This is a genomic window from Amycolatopsis sp. FBCC-B4732, assembly GCF_023008405.1.
Lineage (GTDB): Bacteria > Actinomycetota > Actinomycetes > Mycobacteriales > Pseudonocardiaceae > Amycolatopsis > Amycolatopsis pretoriensis_A.
The window spans coordinates 7,874,670-7,889,825 of sequence record NZ_CP095376.1 but is presented as its reverse complement, the minus strand read 5'-3'; the positions used below and the strand labels follow the sequence as shown (position 1 = coordinate 7,889,825).

At 71.7% G+C, this 15,156-nt stretch carries 14 protein-coding genes; 5 read left to right on the top strand and 9 right to left on the bottom strand.

The window, feature by feature from the left end; translation table 11 throughout:
* Together MUY14_RS35305 and MUY14_RS35300 are read left to right on the top strand one after the other, a co-directional pair.
* Nucleotides 1-1,056 (top strand): ABC transporter substrate-binding protein, encoded by a 1,056-nt coding sequence (locus tag MUY14_RS35305; protein ID WP_247015780.1) that lies wholly within the window; start codon nt 1-3, stop codon nt 1,054-1,056.
* A 192-nt stretch (nt 1,057-1,248) separates the two neighbouring features.
* Nucleotides 1,249-1,974: a G1 family glutamic endopeptidase gene (locus tag MUY14_RS35300; RefSeq protein WP_247015778.1), complete on the top strand. Its 726-nt coding sequence runs from the start codon at nt 1,249-1,251 to the stop codon at nt 1,972-1,974.
* A gap of 33 nt (nt 1,975-2,007) precedes the next feature.
* Here MUY14_RS35300 and MUY14_RS35295 read toward each other — a convergent pair whose 3' ends face one another.
* The 4 genes from MUY14_RS35295 to MUY14_RS35280 all read right to left on the bottom strand — a co-directional run bounded on the left by MUY14_RS35295 (nt 2,008) and on the right by MUY14_RS35280 (nt 7,796).
* Complete coding sequence (locus MUY14_RS35295; protein ID WP_247015776.1) at nt 2,008-3,165, bottom strand: sensor histidine kinase; 1,158 nt, start codon at nt 3,163-3,165, stop codon at nt 2,008-2,010.
* A 1-nt stretch (nt 3,166) separates the two neighbouring features.
* Nucleotides 3,167-4,057: a LytTR family DNA-binding domain-containing protein gene (locus tag MUY14_RS35290; RefSeq protein WP_247015774.1), complete on the bottom strand. Its 891-nt coding sequence runs from the start codon at nt 4,055-4,057 to the stop codon at nt 3,167-3,169.
* Nucleotides 4,058-4,129: 72 nt separating this feature from the next.
* A complete protein-coding gene (locus MUY14_RS35285; protein WP_247025398.1) occupies nt 4,130-4,738 on the bottom strand; it encodes a DUF1345 domain-containing protein in 609 nt (202 codons plus the stop codon).
* A 148-nt stretch (nt 4,739-4,886) separates the two neighbouring features.
* Nucleotides 4,887-7,796 carry an AAA family ATPase gene (locus MUY14_RS35280; protein WP_247015773.1) on the bottom strand — a complete coding sequence of 970 codons (2,910 nt, stop codon included), beginning with the start codon at nt 7,794-7,796 and terminating at the stop codon, nt 4,887-4,889.
* Nucleotides 7,797-8,240: 444 nt separating this feature from the next.
* On the opposite strand from MUY14_RS35280, the gene MUY14_RS35275 reads away from it, so the two are divergent.
* Nucleotides 8,241-9,344: a S1 family peptidase gene (locus MUY14_RS35275; RefSeq protein WP_247015771.1), complete on the top strand. Its 1,104-nt coding sequence runs from the start codon at nt 8,241-8,243 to the stop codon at nt 9,342-9,344.
* 95 nt (nt 9,345-9,439) lie between these two features.
* Here MUY14_RS35275 and MUY14_RS35270 read toward each other — a convergent pair whose 3' ends face one another.
* The 3 genes from MUY14_RS35270 to MUY14_RS35260 form a co-directional block, all read right to left on the bottom strand.
* Nucleotides 9,440-9,844 (bottom strand): SsgA family sporulation/cell division regulator, encoded by a 405-nt coding sequence (locus MUY14_RS35270; protein WP_247015769.1) that lies wholly within the window; start codon nt 9,842-9,844, stop codon nt 9,440-9,442.
* 155 nt (nt 9,845-9,999) lie between these two features.
* Complete coding sequence (locus MUY14_RS35265; RefSeq protein WP_247015767.1) at nt 10,000-10,374, bottom strand: hypothetical protein; 375 nt, start codon at nt 10,372-10,374, stop codon at nt 10,000-10,002.
* The gene (locus MUY14_RS35260; RefSeq protein WP_247015765.1) at nt 10,344-11,198 is read right to left on the bottom strand and encodes an MFS transporter; all 855 of its coding nucleotides are present in this window, start codon (nt 11,196-11,198) and stop codon (nt 10,344-10,346) included. The genes MUY14_RS35265 and MUY14_RS35260 overlap by 31 nt, the downstream gene beginning before the upstream one ends.
* Nucleotides 11,199-11,609: 411 nt before the next feature.
* On the opposite strand from MUY14_RS35260, the gene MUY14_RS35255 reads away from it, so the two are divergent.
* Nucleotides 11,610-11,948 carry a hypothetical protein gene (locus MUY14_RS35255; RefSeq protein ID WP_247015763.1) on the top strand — a complete coding sequence of 113 codons (339 nt, stop codon included), beginning with the start codon at nt 11,610-11,612 and terminating at the stop codon, nt 11,946-11,948.
* Here the strand turns inward: MUY14_RS35255 and MUY14_RS35250 are convergent.
* A complete protein-coding gene (locus MUY14_RS35250; protein ID WP_247015761.1) occupies nt 11,945-12,418 on the bottom strand; it encodes an Lrp/AsnC family transcriptional regulator in 474 nt (157 codons plus the stop codon). The two genes, MUY14_RS35255 and MUY14_RS35250, sit on opposite strands and share 4 nt — an antisense overlap.
* A gap of 214 nt (nt 12,419-12,632) precedes the next feature.
* Here MUY14_RS35250 and MUY14_RS35245 point away from each other — a divergent pair, with 214 nt between their 5' ends.
* Entirely contained in the window at nt 12,633-13,622 is a 990-nt protein-coding gene (locus MUY14_RS35245) for a beta-ketoacyl-ACP synthase III (RefSeq protein ID WP_247015759.1), read from the top strand.
* On the opposite strand, the gene MUY14_RS35240 is transcribed toward MUY14_RS35245, so the two are convergent.
* Nucleotides 13,610-15,100: an adenylate/guanylate cyclase domain-containing protein gene (locus MUY14_RS35240; protein WP_247015757.1), complete on the bottom strand. Its 1,491-nt coding sequence runs from the start codon at nt 15,098-15,100 to the stop codon at nt 13,610-13,612. The genes MUY14_RS35245 and MUY14_RS35240 overlap by 13 nt on opposite strands.
* Between the last annotated feature and the right edge of the window lie 56 nt (nt 15,101-15,156).

The window sequence follows — 15,156 nt, the reverse complement described above, 5'->3', positions numbered from 1 at the left end:
ATGCGCCTGAAGCGGGCAGTTGCCGTGGCGGCCGCGCTCACGGTCACCCTGGCCGGGGTCACGGCGTGTCGCGACTCGCGGGAGATCTCTCTCGGTACCACCGGCCAGCCGCACATCAAGATCATGATCGGCGGCATCTCGAAGGTCATCTACCTGCCGGGTCAGCTCGCCCAGCAGATCGGTGCGTACAAACGGCAGGGCCTCGACGTCGAGCTGTTCGACCAGCCCTCGGGCGCGAACGCCGAGACGTCGCTGCTGGCCGGCGAGGTGCAGGGGGTGGTCGGGTTCTACGACCACACGATCGACCTGCAGGCCAAGGAGCAGTGCATCCAGAGCGTCGTGCAGTTCGCGAACGTGCCGGGCGAGGCCGAGATGGTCGCGACCGGCAAGGCGGGCGACATCAAGTCCGGCAAGGACTTCAAGGGCCGCAACCTCGGCGTCACGTCGCTGGGCTCGTCGACGGACTTCCTGACGAAGGCGCTGGCCGCGCGTGGCGGCGTCAGCTCGAAGGACTACACGCCGGTCAAGGTCGGCGCCGGGCAGACGTTCATCTCGGCGATGAACCAGGGTTCGATCGACGCCGGGATGACCACCGACCCGACGATCGCGCAGCTGACGAACACCGGTCAGGCCAAGGTGCTCTACGAGATGCGCACGGTCGAAGGCACGAAAGCCGCTTTGGGTGGTTTGTACCCGGCGAGTTCGCTGTACATGGGCTGCGAAATCGTGAAGCGCTATCCGGACATCGTGCAGAAACTGGCCAACGCGTACGTCGAGACCCTGAAGTGGATTTCGACGCACACACCGGAACAAGTCGCCGACACCATGCCGCCGTCGTTCGCCGGCGGGGACAAGGCGCTGTACGTGAAGTCGCTCAAGGACAGCTTGCCGATGTTCACGAAGGACGGCCGGATGGACCCCGCGGGCGCGCAGAACGTGCTGAAGGTGCTGGGCGAGTCGTCGAGCAACGTCAAGCCGAAGAAGGACAAGATCGACCTTTCGCAGACGTACACGACGAAGTTCGTGGACGCCGCGCACGCGGCGGCGCAGCAGTAGGAGCCCCGCTCACCTGACCGGGCGGTTGGTGAGCGACATCGACCCGTAAAGGCCTCTTTCCCCCGTGGAGGCCTTTACGGGTCTTTTTCGGGCAATGGGAAGACCATGCGAAAGTAGCTACCTTCTTTTTCGTGCGGCTCCAACACTTGGGGAACGGTTTTCCCGGTCCCCATCGGTGAACGGAGTCCCCGCATGTCCAGAATCCTTTCGTCGCGCGCTGTCCGAGTCCTCGCCGCGGTCGCGGCAGCTGCCGCCGGCTTGGCCGTCTCGGGTACCGCGCACGCCGCGGTCGAGTACGGCTCTCACTCTTTTGACGGAAACCGGCACGGCCACCAGTTCTCCGGCGGCAACTGGGGCGGCTACGTGAGTTTCGGCAGCTTCACCACGGCGACGGCGAGCTGGACCGAGCCGACCGTGACGTGCCGGTCGAGCAACGACCTCTTCGCGCCCTGGGTCGGCATCGACGGCGACGGATCGTCCACAGTGGAACAGACCGGCGTCGAGACGGACTGCTCCAGCGGGCACCCGGTGTATTCGGCCTGGTACGAGATGTACCCGGCGGCCCCGGTGTACTACAACGTGTCGGTCGGCGCGGGCGACCACATCACCGCGACGGTGACCCGCACGGCCACCAACACCTACCGCCTGGACCTGTCCGACACGACCAAGGGCTGGACCAAGACGACGACGAAGTCCCTGACGTCGAAGCACGCCTCGGCGGAAGCGATCATCGAGTCCCCGACCGACTCCTACCCGACGATCTCCGGCGGCATCACGTTCACCGGCGTCAAGTTCAACGGCACGAACCTGGCCTCGACCAGCCCGTCCGCGCTGAACGCCGACGACCGCGGCACGAACACGTGGATCCCGGGCGCGATCGGCTCGGACGGGCAGAGCTTCACGATCTCGCGCCACTGAACGTCCTGACGCCCCCGGGGACCACCGGGGGCGTCAGGACTTCGGCAGCCGCACGGTGACCTTCGTGCTCACCTCGGCTCGCACGTCCACTTCGAGCGCGTAGTCGTCCCCGTAGAGGCGTCCGAGTCGCCGTCGCAGCGCGGGAAGGTCCGAGACACCCAGGTAGCCGCCGATCCGGCGCGTCTCCCACCACGGTCGCTCGGCGTCGAACCGGGGAACGTTATGATAAGCCAGCCGGGGATCTTCGTGCTCGACGCTGAGGACGACGTCCGCAGCCGAGTCCGCGACGACGATCGTCAGCCGCGGACCGGGCGCGTGCTGCACGGCCAGTTCGACCAGCGGCTGCAGGCACAGGAACGGCACCTTGAACGGCAGCACCTCGGGGTCGATGTCCATCACCGCGGTCAGCCGGTCGCCGAGCTGGATGCGCGCCAGGACGAGGTACTGGTCGACGCACCGCACCTCCTCGGCCAGCTCCGCGAACTCCCCGTACTGCCGGGAGCGGTAGCGCAGGAAATCGGCGAACTCGCGCAGCAGGTCGGCCGCCCCTTCCGGGTCCGTCTTCGTCAGCGCTCCCACCGCGGCGAGCGACTGCGAAACGAACATCGCCGGGATCGGGCTCGGGAGCGGGAAAAGGGGCGCTTCGTAACCGGGTGCCTCGGACCGTTCCCATTCGCCGATGCTCAGCTGGTCGGAGATCAGGCCCGCCACCGCCCGCAGCACCTCGTTCCGGTCGGCGGACTTTTCCGCCGAGTAGACGACCAGAGCCGCCCGGATTTCGTCGTCCACCTTGAGCGGCACGATCATCGCGTATCGCGCCGGACAGGACCGGTCACCGCAGGAGATCGCCTGGGATACCGGCTTGGCCACCCCGGTCGCCAGCGCTCTCGCGACGAGCGCCGGGGCCTGCTCGATGTGCTCGTGGGCCACCTCGCCGTTCCAGCCGAGGGTGCCTTCCGCGTCGACGATCACCACGGCGGGCACGTCGAGCAACGTGCGCAACCGGGCGGCGTTTTCGGCGTCGAGGCCGCGGCGGAACTGCCGGATCACCGCGAGAACGGCGAAGATCCGCTCTCGGACGGGGTCGGGAACGGCGTGGCGGTGCCAGTCGGCCGCGGCCTGCCAGCGGCGCACCAAGCACAGGGCCGTCACGAGCCAGAGGAGCGCCGAGACCCCCGTGACGTCCGGCACGTCAGTGGCGTTCCGGCCGCCGTCGCGAGCGGACCAGCAAGCTGCGCGCCTCGCGGAGGTGTTCGGGGCCGACTTCGAGACTTCGGCCCGCGGCTTGGACGGTCATCGTCCGGTCGGCCAGCCGGACGTTTTCGACGTGCTCGACGGCCACCCAGTGCCGCTCGTCGACCCGCACGAACCCGGCCGCGGCCCAGTCGGCGGTCAGCACCGAAACCGGAACCCGCACCGAGAACTCGCCTTCGGCAGTGGTGAGCCGGGCGTGGTCACCGTCCAGCTCGGCCAGGCACACCTCGGAGAGCCGGAGGAACGCTTCGACGCCGGCGCGTTCCACGGGGATCAGCGGATCCCCGGGTGGTTCGCTCTCGTGCGGCGAGGCGCGGTCGAGCAGCTTGCGCACGGTGTCGGCGAGACGGTCCGTGCGGACCGGCTTGAGCAGGTAGTCGACGGCTTCGAGCTCGAAGGCCTCCACCGCGTGTTTCTGCCACGCGGTGACGAACACCAGCCCGGGCGGCACGGCGAACCGGGAGATCATCCGGGCCAGGTCGAGACCGTTCAGCCCGGGCATCTCGATGTCCAGGAACACCGCGTCCAGCGGTTCCTTCTGCCGCAGGACCTCGTGGATGTACCGCGTCGCGGTGAGTGCGTCCGAGACCCCGTCGACCTTGCCGACCCGCGGGTTCGAGCGCAGCAGGTGGACGATCTCTTCCAGCGCGGGAGCTTCGTCGTCGACCGCCAGCACGGTCAACCGGCCCGGCCTCGGACTCGACGCCGGCTCCGCACTGGTGAACACCTGCGAATTCACGTAGACGTGCCCCCGGACGTCACGCATCTGAACGGCGGTCGCGGCGTCGCCCTCCACCTGGTTGACCACGTCGTCGTTCTGCTCGGTCATGCGTCCCTCGGTCGGTCCGGGTTCCAGGGTCGCCGAGGTTCGGGTGGCGGTCAATTGTCAGGAAGTGGACAGTTACTTCAGGTTGTTGATCGCCCACGCGACCACCATCACCGCGAGGATCAGCGAGATGACCGCCTGCAGCATCATCGTCAGCTTCGCCCAGATGCGCAGCGGCATGACGTCCGTCGGGCTGAAGGCGGCCGCGTTGGTGAACGAAAAGTACAGGTAGTCCAAATAGGACGGTTCCCAGTCCTGGTGCGCCAGGTCCGGGTCGGCCATCTGCGGGAACTGCAGGTCGGGGAACTCCGCCCGGCCTGCGGCCCGCCGGCCGGGGCCGCCGCGGTCGAACTCCCAGTACCAGAGGGAGAAGGCGACGATGTTCGTCCAGTAGACGATGCCGCCGGTGACCAGCACGGCGCCGGCGTGGTCGCCGATCGTGCCGGCCGCGATGCGGTAGACGAGGGTCACCGCGGAGCCGGCGTTCACCGCCGTCACGGCGGCGACCAGCAGCAGCGAGATGACCCGCTCGACCGCGCTGAACTGCGACATCCGGCCCGGGTTGACCAGCAGCAGCGCCACCACGAGCAGCGCGGACACGGCGGGCAGCAGCCACTGCGGGTGCAGGGCCATGTCGTCGGGCAGGGCGACCTGCAGCACGAGCGTGGCCACGACGACGCCCATCGCGGGCCAGCGGGTCTCGCCGGACGTCCGCCGGCGCCACGCGGGAAGTGCCTCTTCTGTCACCGGCTCACGCTAGGCCTTCCCGCGCACTTTCACGTGAAAGTGACGCCCCCAGGTCCGCACTTTCACGTGAAAGTGCGGCCTCGGGTCAGCCGGCGGGGGCGGTGGCGAAGTCTCCGGGCAGTTTGCGGGCCACGTCCGTGCGTGAGCGCGCGCCGAGCTTCCGGAGCACCTTCGCCACGTGCTGCTCCACCGTCCGCGGGGACAGGAACAGCCCGTCGGCGATCTCGCGGTTCGTCCGCCCCTCCGCGAGCATCCGCGCGACTTCGCGTTCCCGCGGCGACAGCTCGCTTCCGTAGCCGCGCCGCCCGCGTTGCGAAGGCGCCCAAGCGCCGTGCTCGCGCAGCTGGTGACGGCAGCGGCCGGCGTCGCGGGTCGCGCCCAGCTGCTCGTACGCCTCCGCGGCCGCCGTCAGCTCCTCGACGGCGTCCCGGTTGCCCGCCGCCAGCCGGCACAGCGCGGCCCGCTCCCGCATCCCCGTCGCCGGGTAGGGCATCGGCAGGGCCGTGTAGCCCGCCGCGGCTTCGTCGAACAGCGCCGCCGCGGCCAGGTGCTTGCCCCGCGCCTCCAGCAGCACCGCGCGCCCCGCCACCAGGGCGGCCGCGGCCACCGGGGCGTCGCGGTCCTCGATGCCGCGCGCGAACGCCTCGACCACGCTGTCCGCCTCGGGCCAGCGCCCGGCCCGCGCGTACGCCTGCGCCGCCGCCGGGACCAGCGCCGCCGCCCAGATCCAGACGCCCTTGCGCCCGGCCGCGGCCACCGCCGTGTCGGCCGCCGCGCAGGCGCCGTCGACGTCGTCGGTCGCCAGCAGGACCGAGATCAGCACGCCGGCGGCGGAGAGCACCACCGGGATCGGCCCGCGGTCGGGCGCGTGCACGCTCGCCGCGGCCAGGTGCCGTTGCGCCGCGGCGAACTCCCCGCGCACGGCCGCGAGCCCGCCGAGCACCAGGGACGACTCCATGACGATCGGGCCGAGTTCCGGGTAGCTGTCCCGCAGCTGCTCGGCGGCTTCGGCGAGCCCGTTCCAGCGCCCGCGCACCCAGTCGAGCCGGACGCGGGTGCCCTGGATCAGGCCGATCGCGTACAGCGCGCCGGCGTCGGTCGCGCGCCGGACGCCCTCGGTGACCAGCCGGTCCGCGCGCTCGAGGTGCCCGGCCCACGACTGGCCGTCGGCGAGGTTGCACCACAGCCGGGCCAGCTGGACGCGCTCGGCGACCGTGCCGACGGTGTCCGACAGCGCTTCGAACTCCGCCCACGCCGAGCCGTCGCCGACGTGCGACGCGGCCGCGATGCGGTCGGCGGTCAGGGCGAGCCGCAGCTCGGAGTCGTCGAGCCGCTCGTACACCTCGCCCGCGCGGGCGCGCCAGGATTCGTGCCACGACAACGGCGTCAGCCCGTCGATCGGCTGGGCCAGCAGCGTGATCCCGCGCGCGGCGAGGTCGGGCCGGTCGGTCAGCTCGCCGATCGCGCGCTCGACTTCGAGGCGGCCGCGGCCGAGCCCGCCGATGGTCCGGACCAGCAGCATGCCCAGGCTCAGCCGGATCGAGCCGCGGACCGACGGCGGCAGCGCCACCTCTTCCAGGACGCGCTCGAGCGTGCCGATCACGTCGGGGCGGAAACCCCGCAGCGCGACCTGGCTCAGCTTGCCCGCCACGCGCCCGGCGTCCGCCTGCGCCGGGCCGGGTTCGGCGAGCACCGACTGCAGCAGGTCGATCGCCCGGGACGTCTCGCCGCGGGCGATGGCCTCGTCCGCGGCCGCTTCCGCGTAGTGCCGCCACTGGTCGACGCGGCCGGCCGCGCGGGAGTGCCGGGCCAGCAGCGTGAGCGGCGGGGACGGCTGCGCGGCGAGCACGCGGATCGCCTGCGCGTGCAGCAAAGCGCGTTCGGGTCCGCTGACCGTGTCGTAGACCGCCTTGCGCGCCAGCGGGTGCCGGAAGCCGTACTTGCCGTCGCCGACTTCGCCGAGCACGCCGCCGGACAACGCGGCGAGCAGCGCTGTCCGGAGCAGGTCGTCGGCGAGCCCGGCCAGCTCGCCGAGCACGGCGGCTTCGGCGCCGACGCCGAGCACCGCGGCCGCGCCGGCCAGCCGGACGGCCGGGTCGGGCAGCGCGGCGAGCCGTTCGGTGACGGCCTCCCGCAGCAGCACCGGCACCTCGAGGTTCTCCAGCAACCGGTCGGAAAGCACTTCGCCGACGGGCAGCCGCTCGGCCGCTTCCTTGAGCGCCCGCAAGGTTTCTTCGACCACGAACGGGATCCCGGCGGTGCACTCGTGCAGCTTCGCGGCGAACTCGTCGGTGACGCGGGGCAGTTCGAGGATTTCGACGGCCAGCGCGCGCACGGCGGCGACGTCGAGCGCGCCCAGCGCCACCCGGGCGGAGTACACGGCGGGGTCGGTCCGGAACGGCGCACCCAGCGGGCCGGGCCGGACGTCGGTGGCGGACCGGTAGGTGGCGACGACCGCCAGCTCCGGCGGCATCGCGCCGGCGAGGAACCGCATGAGGTCGCGGGTGTCCTCGTCGGCCCACTGGAGGTCGTCGATCAGCACGAGCGCCGGCCCGCAGGCGGCCAGGAGCTCCCGCACCGCGCGGAAGACGCGGTGCCGCTCGGCGACCGGGTCGTCGAGCGGCTCGGGGCGCGGGGGAAGCGCTTCCGCGAGCTCCGGCAGCAACGGCCGCAGCACGCCGGCGACGGGGCTGAGCGGGCCGAGCGGCGTGTCGCCGACCGCGCGAAGCGCTTCCAGGACGGGCCCGTAGGGAAAGGGTTCCCGCAGCGGCTGGCAGGCGCCGGTGAGCACGCGGCCGCCGTCGAACTCCTTGCGCCGCCCGATCTCCGCGAGCAGCCGGGTCCGGCCCATGCCGGGTTCACCCTCGATCAGCACCGCCGCGGGACGATGCCGGAGCACGTCGACGATGGCGTCCAGTTCGGGGTCGCGGCCGGTCAGCCGGGCGGGTCCGGACCGGACGGAAACCGAGGTGGGGCGGGGAGCGGTCAACCACATATGACCTCCTCGGCGCTCCGGCACTGTGCGCGGGAGCCTAAGCAGCGCTGATCGTCCCGTAAACCATTAACCGAATAGGTGGTCGGTACCGGCGCCACTCGTCCGCCTACCCGCTGTCACCGGTTTGCCGTGGGATCCCCCGGTTCCGGGTCACTGCGCGTGCGAAACGTCGGCGTTTCGCCCGCTCCGGGGGTGCTTAACGCTTTCCGGGACGTGTCCCGGCTACCGAAAGTAGTTCACGGAAACCCTACTTAAGGACCTGTCCGACCGGGTGACATCGCGGGTGCGGGACCGCTTGGAGCAGGGGATTCGTCCGGGGGGAATGCGTATACCCATTCGCCGCGCGCCCGGATTGCACCGTAACGCCCACTGCGGGGACGCTCAGCCGGGGGAGTACCGCTGCGTGGCCGGTGCGGAGCCGCGCGTAACCAACTAGGGAGAAGCATGAAGATCGCCAGACTCTTCGGTGCCGCTGCCGCCGTGGTGATGACGACGGGCGCGCTCGCCGCGCTCGCCGTCCCCGCGTCGGGCCAGGACCTGCTGAACCCGGACATCGTGCCCGCCATGCAGCGCGACCTCGGCCTGAGCCACGACCAGGTGCTGTCGCGGCTGAAGAGCGAGGACGTCGCGAACAAGGTCACCGAAGCGGTCAGCGCGACGCTCGGCGACGCGTTCGGCGGCGCGACCTACAACGCCGCCACCGGCAAGGCGCACATCCAGACGACGAACGCCGCTTCGGTCGCCAAGATCCGCGAAGCCGGGGCCGAGGCGGAGGTCGTGAAGTTCAGCGCCCGCCAGCTCGACTCCACTGTGGACAAGTTCACCGCGCTCGACAAGTCGGCGCCGTACGCGATCACCGGCTGGGGCGTCGACTCCACCACCAACCGCGTCACGCTCTCCGTGCTGCAAGGCCAGCGGGCCGCGGCCGACGCCTTCCTCACCCAGTCCGGTGTGGACAAGTCGTCGGTCACGATCCTCGACGCCGCTGCGAAACCGACGCTGCACGCCAACATCCGCGGCGGTGACGCCTACTACATCGGCGGTTCGTCGCGCTGCTCGGTCGGTTTCGCGACCACGACCGGCTTCGTCACCGCCGGCCACTGCGGCGCGCTCACCGGCGGCGGCTCGCTGACCGGGTCGAACGGCGCGGCGCTCGGCAGCTGGATCACCTACCGGTTCCCGGGCGTCGACTACGCGGCGGTCCGGACCAACAGCAGCTGGACCCCGGTCGCGCAGATGAACAACGGCACCGCGGTGCGCGGGCAGTCGAACGCCGCGACCGGCACGTCGGTCTGCAAGGCCGGCTCGACCACCGGCTGGACCTGCGGCACGATCGGCGCCAAGAACCAGAGCGTCCGCTACTCCGAGGGCACGGTCAACGGCATGACGGCGACCAACGTCCGCTCGGCCGCGGGTGACTCGGGCGGCGGCTTCATCAGCGGCAACTCCGCGCAGGGCGTGCTGTCCGGCGGCAACACCACCGTGACGTACTTCTACCCGATCGCCGGCGCGCTGTCCGGCACCGGCACCACCCTCAAGACCAGCTGATCGGCGGATACGCGAAAGGGCGGGGTTTCGAGTGCCTCCAGCGCACTCGAAACCCCGCCCTTCGTTCCTCGCCGCGGGATTGGGAGGTTCAGGGGTCAGACGTTGCTGATCTCCTCGATCAGCCCGTCGACGTCGAAGTGCGCGCTCTCTTCGCCGTGCGGCACCAGTTCGAAGGACGCCGCGAGGAACGTCCGGATGTCTTCGCGCTCCAGCTCGAACGACGCATAGCCGTCGGGTGACTCGATTTCCAGGGTCAGGAAGTCTTCGTCTTCCGACAGATCCGGGCGGATCCGGACGTCGCCGAGACCGGTGGGCTCGTCGAGCCCGGACACGAGGAGGTCACGCGCGAAGGTCCACTCGATCCACCGGCCGCGCTCGGTCCGGAAGGCCACGGTCACCGCGAACGGCTCGGTGGAGTGGTAGGACAGGCGGGACAGGACGGGCGTGGTGCTCTCGTTCAGCAGCACGAACTGGCTCTGGTGTACGGCGTCGGTGTGCACGGCCCCTCCTGGAGTCTCGCGGTCGGTTCGCGCGGCGCGAACTGTTCGGCAAGGAGATGACCAGGGCCTGCGGTCATGACGGAGAAAGCTTCACGTTCACTTGATCGGTTGCATCGGTCCATTGTGGTGTAACGCCGGGCACATACCCCTTGCGCTCAGGCGGCCACGGGTGGTGACGGCTCCCGCAGGGCGCCGGGCAGCCGTTTCCGCAGCGCGAGCAGGGCCGGGACGGCGGAAGCGCAGGTCAGCGCCAGCGCCGACCAGGTCAGGGCGTTGCCCGCGGTGAGCAGCAGGGCCAGCAACCCGGGCGCGAGCGCCACCGGGAGCCCCCAGGAGAGCTGGAAGATCGCGCTGGCCCGCCCTTCGGCCCCGGGCGGCGCGGCTTCGGCGGCCGCCGCGGTGGCGGTCGGGCCGAACATCGCTTCCGCGACCGAGAAGCCCACGCTGGCCACGAAGATCAGCCCGGCGGCGACGTCGAGCGGAACGGCTTCCAGCGGGATCAGCAGCGCGAAGCAGACCGCGAACAGCACCGCGGACCCGAGCAGCCCGGCCGTCCGGCTCCGGCGCCCCAGCACGGCGATGATCGGCCGCTGGGTGGTGACGACGACCACGTCCCCACCGCGATCGCGGTCCCGGCGATCCACTGTGGACCGTGCAGCAGATCCCGCACGACGATCGGCAGCACGGCGAACTTGCTCGCGCTGGCGAGCGTGAAAGCCAGGTGGGTGAGGCAAAACCCGGTGAACGGCCGATCCCCGAGCACGGCCCGCCAGCTCCCGGCCGGCCGGTCCGCGCGGGCTTCGGCACGGGGGAGCAGGCGGATCAGCACCGCCGCCACGGCGAAGCTCGCCGCGTTGACGTAGGCGAGCAGGTGGAAGGCCCACGGACTGGTGAGGGTCGGCAGCACCGCCATCGCGGCGGCGCCGACCCCCGCCCCGGCGAACCGTCCCACCGTCTGCGCCGCGAGCACGCGATCGGTGTCCCGCCCACCGGCGAGCCGAGCGGCCATCGGCGCGTTGCAGGTCCAGAACAGCCGATCCCCGAACCCGGCCACGGCCGAGACGACGACCACCTGCCAGCTGCTGTGTACGAACGGGTAGGCGCAGAAGGCCCCGACCCGCACGAGGTTCCCGCCGACGAGCAACGCCCGCGGCCCGAACCGATCCATGGCGGCCCCGGTCGCCGGCCCGCTGACGAGCGCGAGCACCGCACCGGTGCTCAGCGACGTCCCGGCGTCGACCAGGCCCAGGCCCTGGCCGTGCACGAGGAAGAGCAGGGCGAACGGCACCCAGAGCCCGCTCCCGAGCGCGTCGATCAACGTGGCGGCCAGGAAGAGCCGTCGATCCCGAACCATGGCGCGGAGTCCTTCCCCCAGGTGGACAGCGGGCCAGGATATCGACGGGCGGCCCGCGGTCCCACCTATTTGCCCGCGACGGCGCACCACCCGACCGCCGGCCGCGGCGAGGGGATGTCATGGAGCCGGGGAGCCGGCTGGTGACGATGTGCGTCACGGCCTGTGCGGGGCGGGCCAACGGGCCAGCCGCTTCGGCTACCGCGGAGGCTGAGCCGGATCTCCTCCCGCTCCCGCCCGACCCGGCCGGGTTCCTGCCGCACCTCACCCGCAGCGACGTCCGCACACCTGGTGTTCACCCTGGCGGGATCGCCGGGAGCACGGTCTGGAACGTGTTGGTCCCGCTCGTCCCGGCCGGGTCATGCCGGCACGCGGTTCGCGCTCGACGCCTACACCTTCGAGGACCAGGCCCACGTGATCGGGCCGGACCAGGCGATCGCGGTCGGGGCGACCGTCGCGCGCGGGAGCGTCGACGTCGGGGCCGTCCGGGCGCAGGCCGACCGGTGCGGCCGGGTCGGTGACGGTGACGCCCTCGACGTCCGGTTCGCGCTCCCGCCGAACCCGAAGGCGGACCCCGCCCAGGTGCTGGCAATCAAGACGACGACCGGCGGTGACCTGGTCAAGCTGACCTACGTCGCCCAGGTCGGTACCTACGTCGTCACGGCCTTCGCGCTCTGCGGGAAGCAGCCCGTCTGCGAAGCCGCGCTCAACCCGGTCCTGGCCGACGGCGCCGCCAAGGCTCGCGCCGCCTAGGGGCCCAGCGGGAGGTCGAGGCCCACCTTCACCCGGTCCATCGCCACGCTCGTCGTGAAGTGGCGGACGTTCGGGTTCTCGAAGAACATCCGCCGGGTGAAGGCCTCGAAGCCCGCCATGTCCGGGCACGTCACGATCAGCACGAAGTCCGCGTTGCCGGTCACGTAATAACACTGCTGGACGCAGTCGTCGGTGAGCACCTGGCGACGGAACGCGTCGAGGACCGCGAGGTTCTCGCGCTCCATCTCGACCATCACCACGAACGTCATGGCCAGCCCGAGCGCCTCCGGCGAAAGCACCGCCACCTCGCGCTCGATGACGCCCGCCTCGCGCAGCCGCTTGATCCGCCGCTGGACCGCCGCGGCCGACAGGCCGACCTTCGCGCCGATCGTTTCGGCGATGGTGCGGGCGTCCGCCTGGAGGCAGGCGAGGATGGCGGTGTCCAGCTGGTCGAGGTCGGGTGTCTGCACTCCAGCAGGCTAACCGGCCCCCCCGACAATCCGCCTGGAGTTACTTCGGGGCTCACTCCTCCGTGACGTCGCTCACTACTCCGGACGAGGCGAAGATGAAACAACTTTTTGAGTGACCTGGAACACAACTCACCGGTCTACCAGGGGGTAGCCCATACAAGTGGAGAGAACCAGCCGGTCGTTCGCCTACCCACCGGCGTGGGGAGGCTCTCCCGTGCCCGCACCTGCCGCCGTGCTGACCGGCCTCGGCTCGTGGTTGCCGACGAAAGTCCTGGACAACCACGAGATCGCCACCCGGCTGGACACCTCGGACGAGTGGATCCGGACCCGCACCGGGATCCGCGAGCGCCGCGTCGCCGGACCGGACGAGTCCACTGTGGACCTCGCGGTCGGGGCGGGCCGCGAAGCGCTGGGCGGCGGGAGCGCCGACGTCGTCGTGCTCGCCACGTCGACGCCCGACCAGCCGTGCCCGGCGAGCGCGCCGCAGGTCGCCGCCCGGCTCGGGCTCGGCACGGCCGCGGCGTTCGACGTCAACGCCGTCTGCAGCGGCTTCGTCTACGCGCTGGCCACCGCGGCCGGGTTCATCGCGGGCGGGATCGCCGAGCGCGTGCTCGTGATCGGCGCCGACACCTTCACCACGCTCATCGACCCGGCCGACCGCACGACCGTGCCGATCTTCGGCGACGGTGCCGGCGCGGTCCTGCTCCGGGCGGGCGACGCCGGCGAGCCCGGCGCGTTCGGGCCGTTCGACCTGCACAGCGAGGGCGAGCTCGCCGACCTGCTCTGGGTCGAAGCGGGCGGCGCCCGGAAGCGGCTGTCCGACACCCCGGCCGACCGGTTCCTCGCCATGCAGGGCACCGCGGTCTTCCGCCACGCCTGCGCGCGGATGGCGGAGTCGTCCCGGACGGTGCTGAACGCCGCCGGCTGGATGGTCGGCGACGTCGACCGCTTCGTCGGGCACCAGGCCAACATCCGGATCCTCCAGGCGACGGCGAAGCAGCTGGGCATGCCGGCGGACGCCGTCGTCGCCAACATCGACCGCGTCGGCAACACCAGCGCCGCGTCCATCCCGCTCGCGCTGGCCGACGCCCGCGCCGACGGCACCCTCGCGCCCGGCCACCGCGTCCTGCTCAGCGCGTTCGGCGCGGGCCTGACCTGGGGCTCGACCGTGCTCCGCTGGCCGGATCTGGGTCAGCTGTCCTGACGCACGGTCCAGGTCGGCGTCGCCTCCTGGCGGCCACGCAGCTCCAGCTCGCCGTGCTTCGCCCAGTACGCGGCTTCGCTCGGCAACGCCGCGGAGACGACGGCGTCGCTGGCCAGGATGCGTGACGGCGTCGCCTTCGCCAGCTCGGTCAGCCGCGCGGCCTCGTTGACCGCGTCGCCGATCACGGTGTACTCGAGCCGGCTGCTGCTGCCGAGCTGCCCGGCGAACACCGGGCCGCTCGAGACGCCGATGCCGAGGTCGAGCTCGCCCGTCTCGCGGACCGCGTCCCGGATCGCGCGGGCCGCGGCCAGCGCGGCGGTGGGCGCGTCCGCGAGCCGTGTCGGGGCGCCGAAGATGCACAGCGCGGCGTCGCCCTGGAACTTGTTGACCAGCCCGCCGCGGGCGCCGACCGCGGAGACGACGGCGGCGAACAGCCGGTTCAGCTTCCCGACCAGCTCCTCCGGCGGCGTCCGGTAGGCGAGCGCGGTCGAGTCGACGACGTCGACGAACAACGCCGTCACCTCGCGGACGTCCCCGGACAGCGATGCACCGTACTCCAGCGCGTGCCGGGCGACGTCGGCGCCGACGTGCCTGCCGAAGAGGTCCCGCATCCGCGCCTGCTCGCGCAGGCCGGCGGCGAGCTGGTTCACCGACGTCTGGAGCAGGCCGATCTCGCTGGAGTCGTCGACGTCGACCACGACGTCGGTGTCGCCGCGCGCGATCTCGTCGAGCGCCACGCGCAGCCGGTGCAGCGGCGCCGCGACCGCCCTGGCCAGCAGCGCGGTGCCGATCGCGCCGACGCTCAACCCGATCACCGACAGCATGACCAGGCTCGCGGTGGGGTTGCCCGAGCCGAGGTCCGGCGGCGTGGCGACGAGCAGCACGCCCACGAACGGGACGCCGCTGGCCAGCGCCCAGGTGACGACCAGCCGGGTGAGCACGGTGACGGGCAGCGAGCCGCGCGGCGGCAGGACGCCGAGCGCGATCGTCATCACCGGCCGCGCCACCCACTCGGCCGCGAGGTAGGTGAGCCCGACGGTGGTCAGCCCGCCGAGGCCGATCACCGTCGCCATGCCGACGGCGTCGTCGGACGAGCCGAGCGCGCCCGCGAGCGCGGTGAGGACGGCGGTGCCGATCAGCCAGAGCGTGCCGCTGACCACGGCCATGTCGACCGGCAGCCGCAGCGCCCGTCTGGCCTCGCTCTCCGACGGCGGCCGGCCGAGCACGAACCAGATCGCGGTGCGCCGCTGCAGCCACGCCGTCCACGCGGTGCCGGCGAGCAGCGACGCCGCGACGATGAGGGCGGCGGTCAGGCCGAGCACCCACCCGTGGTCGCCGACGTCGCTGGGCAGGCCCTGCAGCACCAAGAGCAGGGCGACCACCCCGGACCCGGCGACGCTGGAGCCGATGCCCAGCCCGGCGAAGCCCAGGCTGGTGCGCAACACCACGCGGAAGTTCTTGACGGCGATCTTGCGCACGGCGTTGATCGTACGGCCGAAAATGCGTGGCCACCCGCGGTGCCCGCTGGTTACCG

Coding starts and splice junctions, on each gene's coding strand:
- MUY14_RS35260 (WP_247015765.1), bottom strand. CDS start 11,198: ATGGTTCGGGATCGACGGCTCTTCCTGGCCGCCACGTTGATCGACGCG.
- MUY14_RS35280 (WP_247015773.1), bottom strand. CDS start 7,796: ATGTGGTTGACCGCTCCCCGCCCCACCTCGGTTTCCGTCCGGTCCGGA.
- MUY14_RS35305 (WP_247015780.1), top strand. CDS start 1: ATGCGCCTGAAGCGGGCAGTTGCCGTGGCGGCCGCGCTCACGGTCACC.
- MUY14_RS35285 (WP_247025398.1), bottom strand. CDS start 4,738: ATGGGCGTCGTCGTGGCCACGCTCGTGCTGCAGGTCGCCCTGCCCGAC.
- MUY14_RS35300 (WP_247015778.1), top strand. CDS start 1,249: ATGTCCAGAATCCTTTCGTCGCGCGCTGTCCGAGTCCTCGCCGCGGTC.
- MUY14_RS35290 (WP_247015774.1), bottom strand. CDS start 4,057: ATGACCGAGCAGAACGACGACGTGGTCAACCAGGTGGAGGGCGACGCC.
- MUY14_RS35275 (WP_247015771.1), top strand. CDS start 8,241: ATGAAGATCGCCAGACTCTTCGGTGCCGCTGCCGCCGTGGTGATGACG.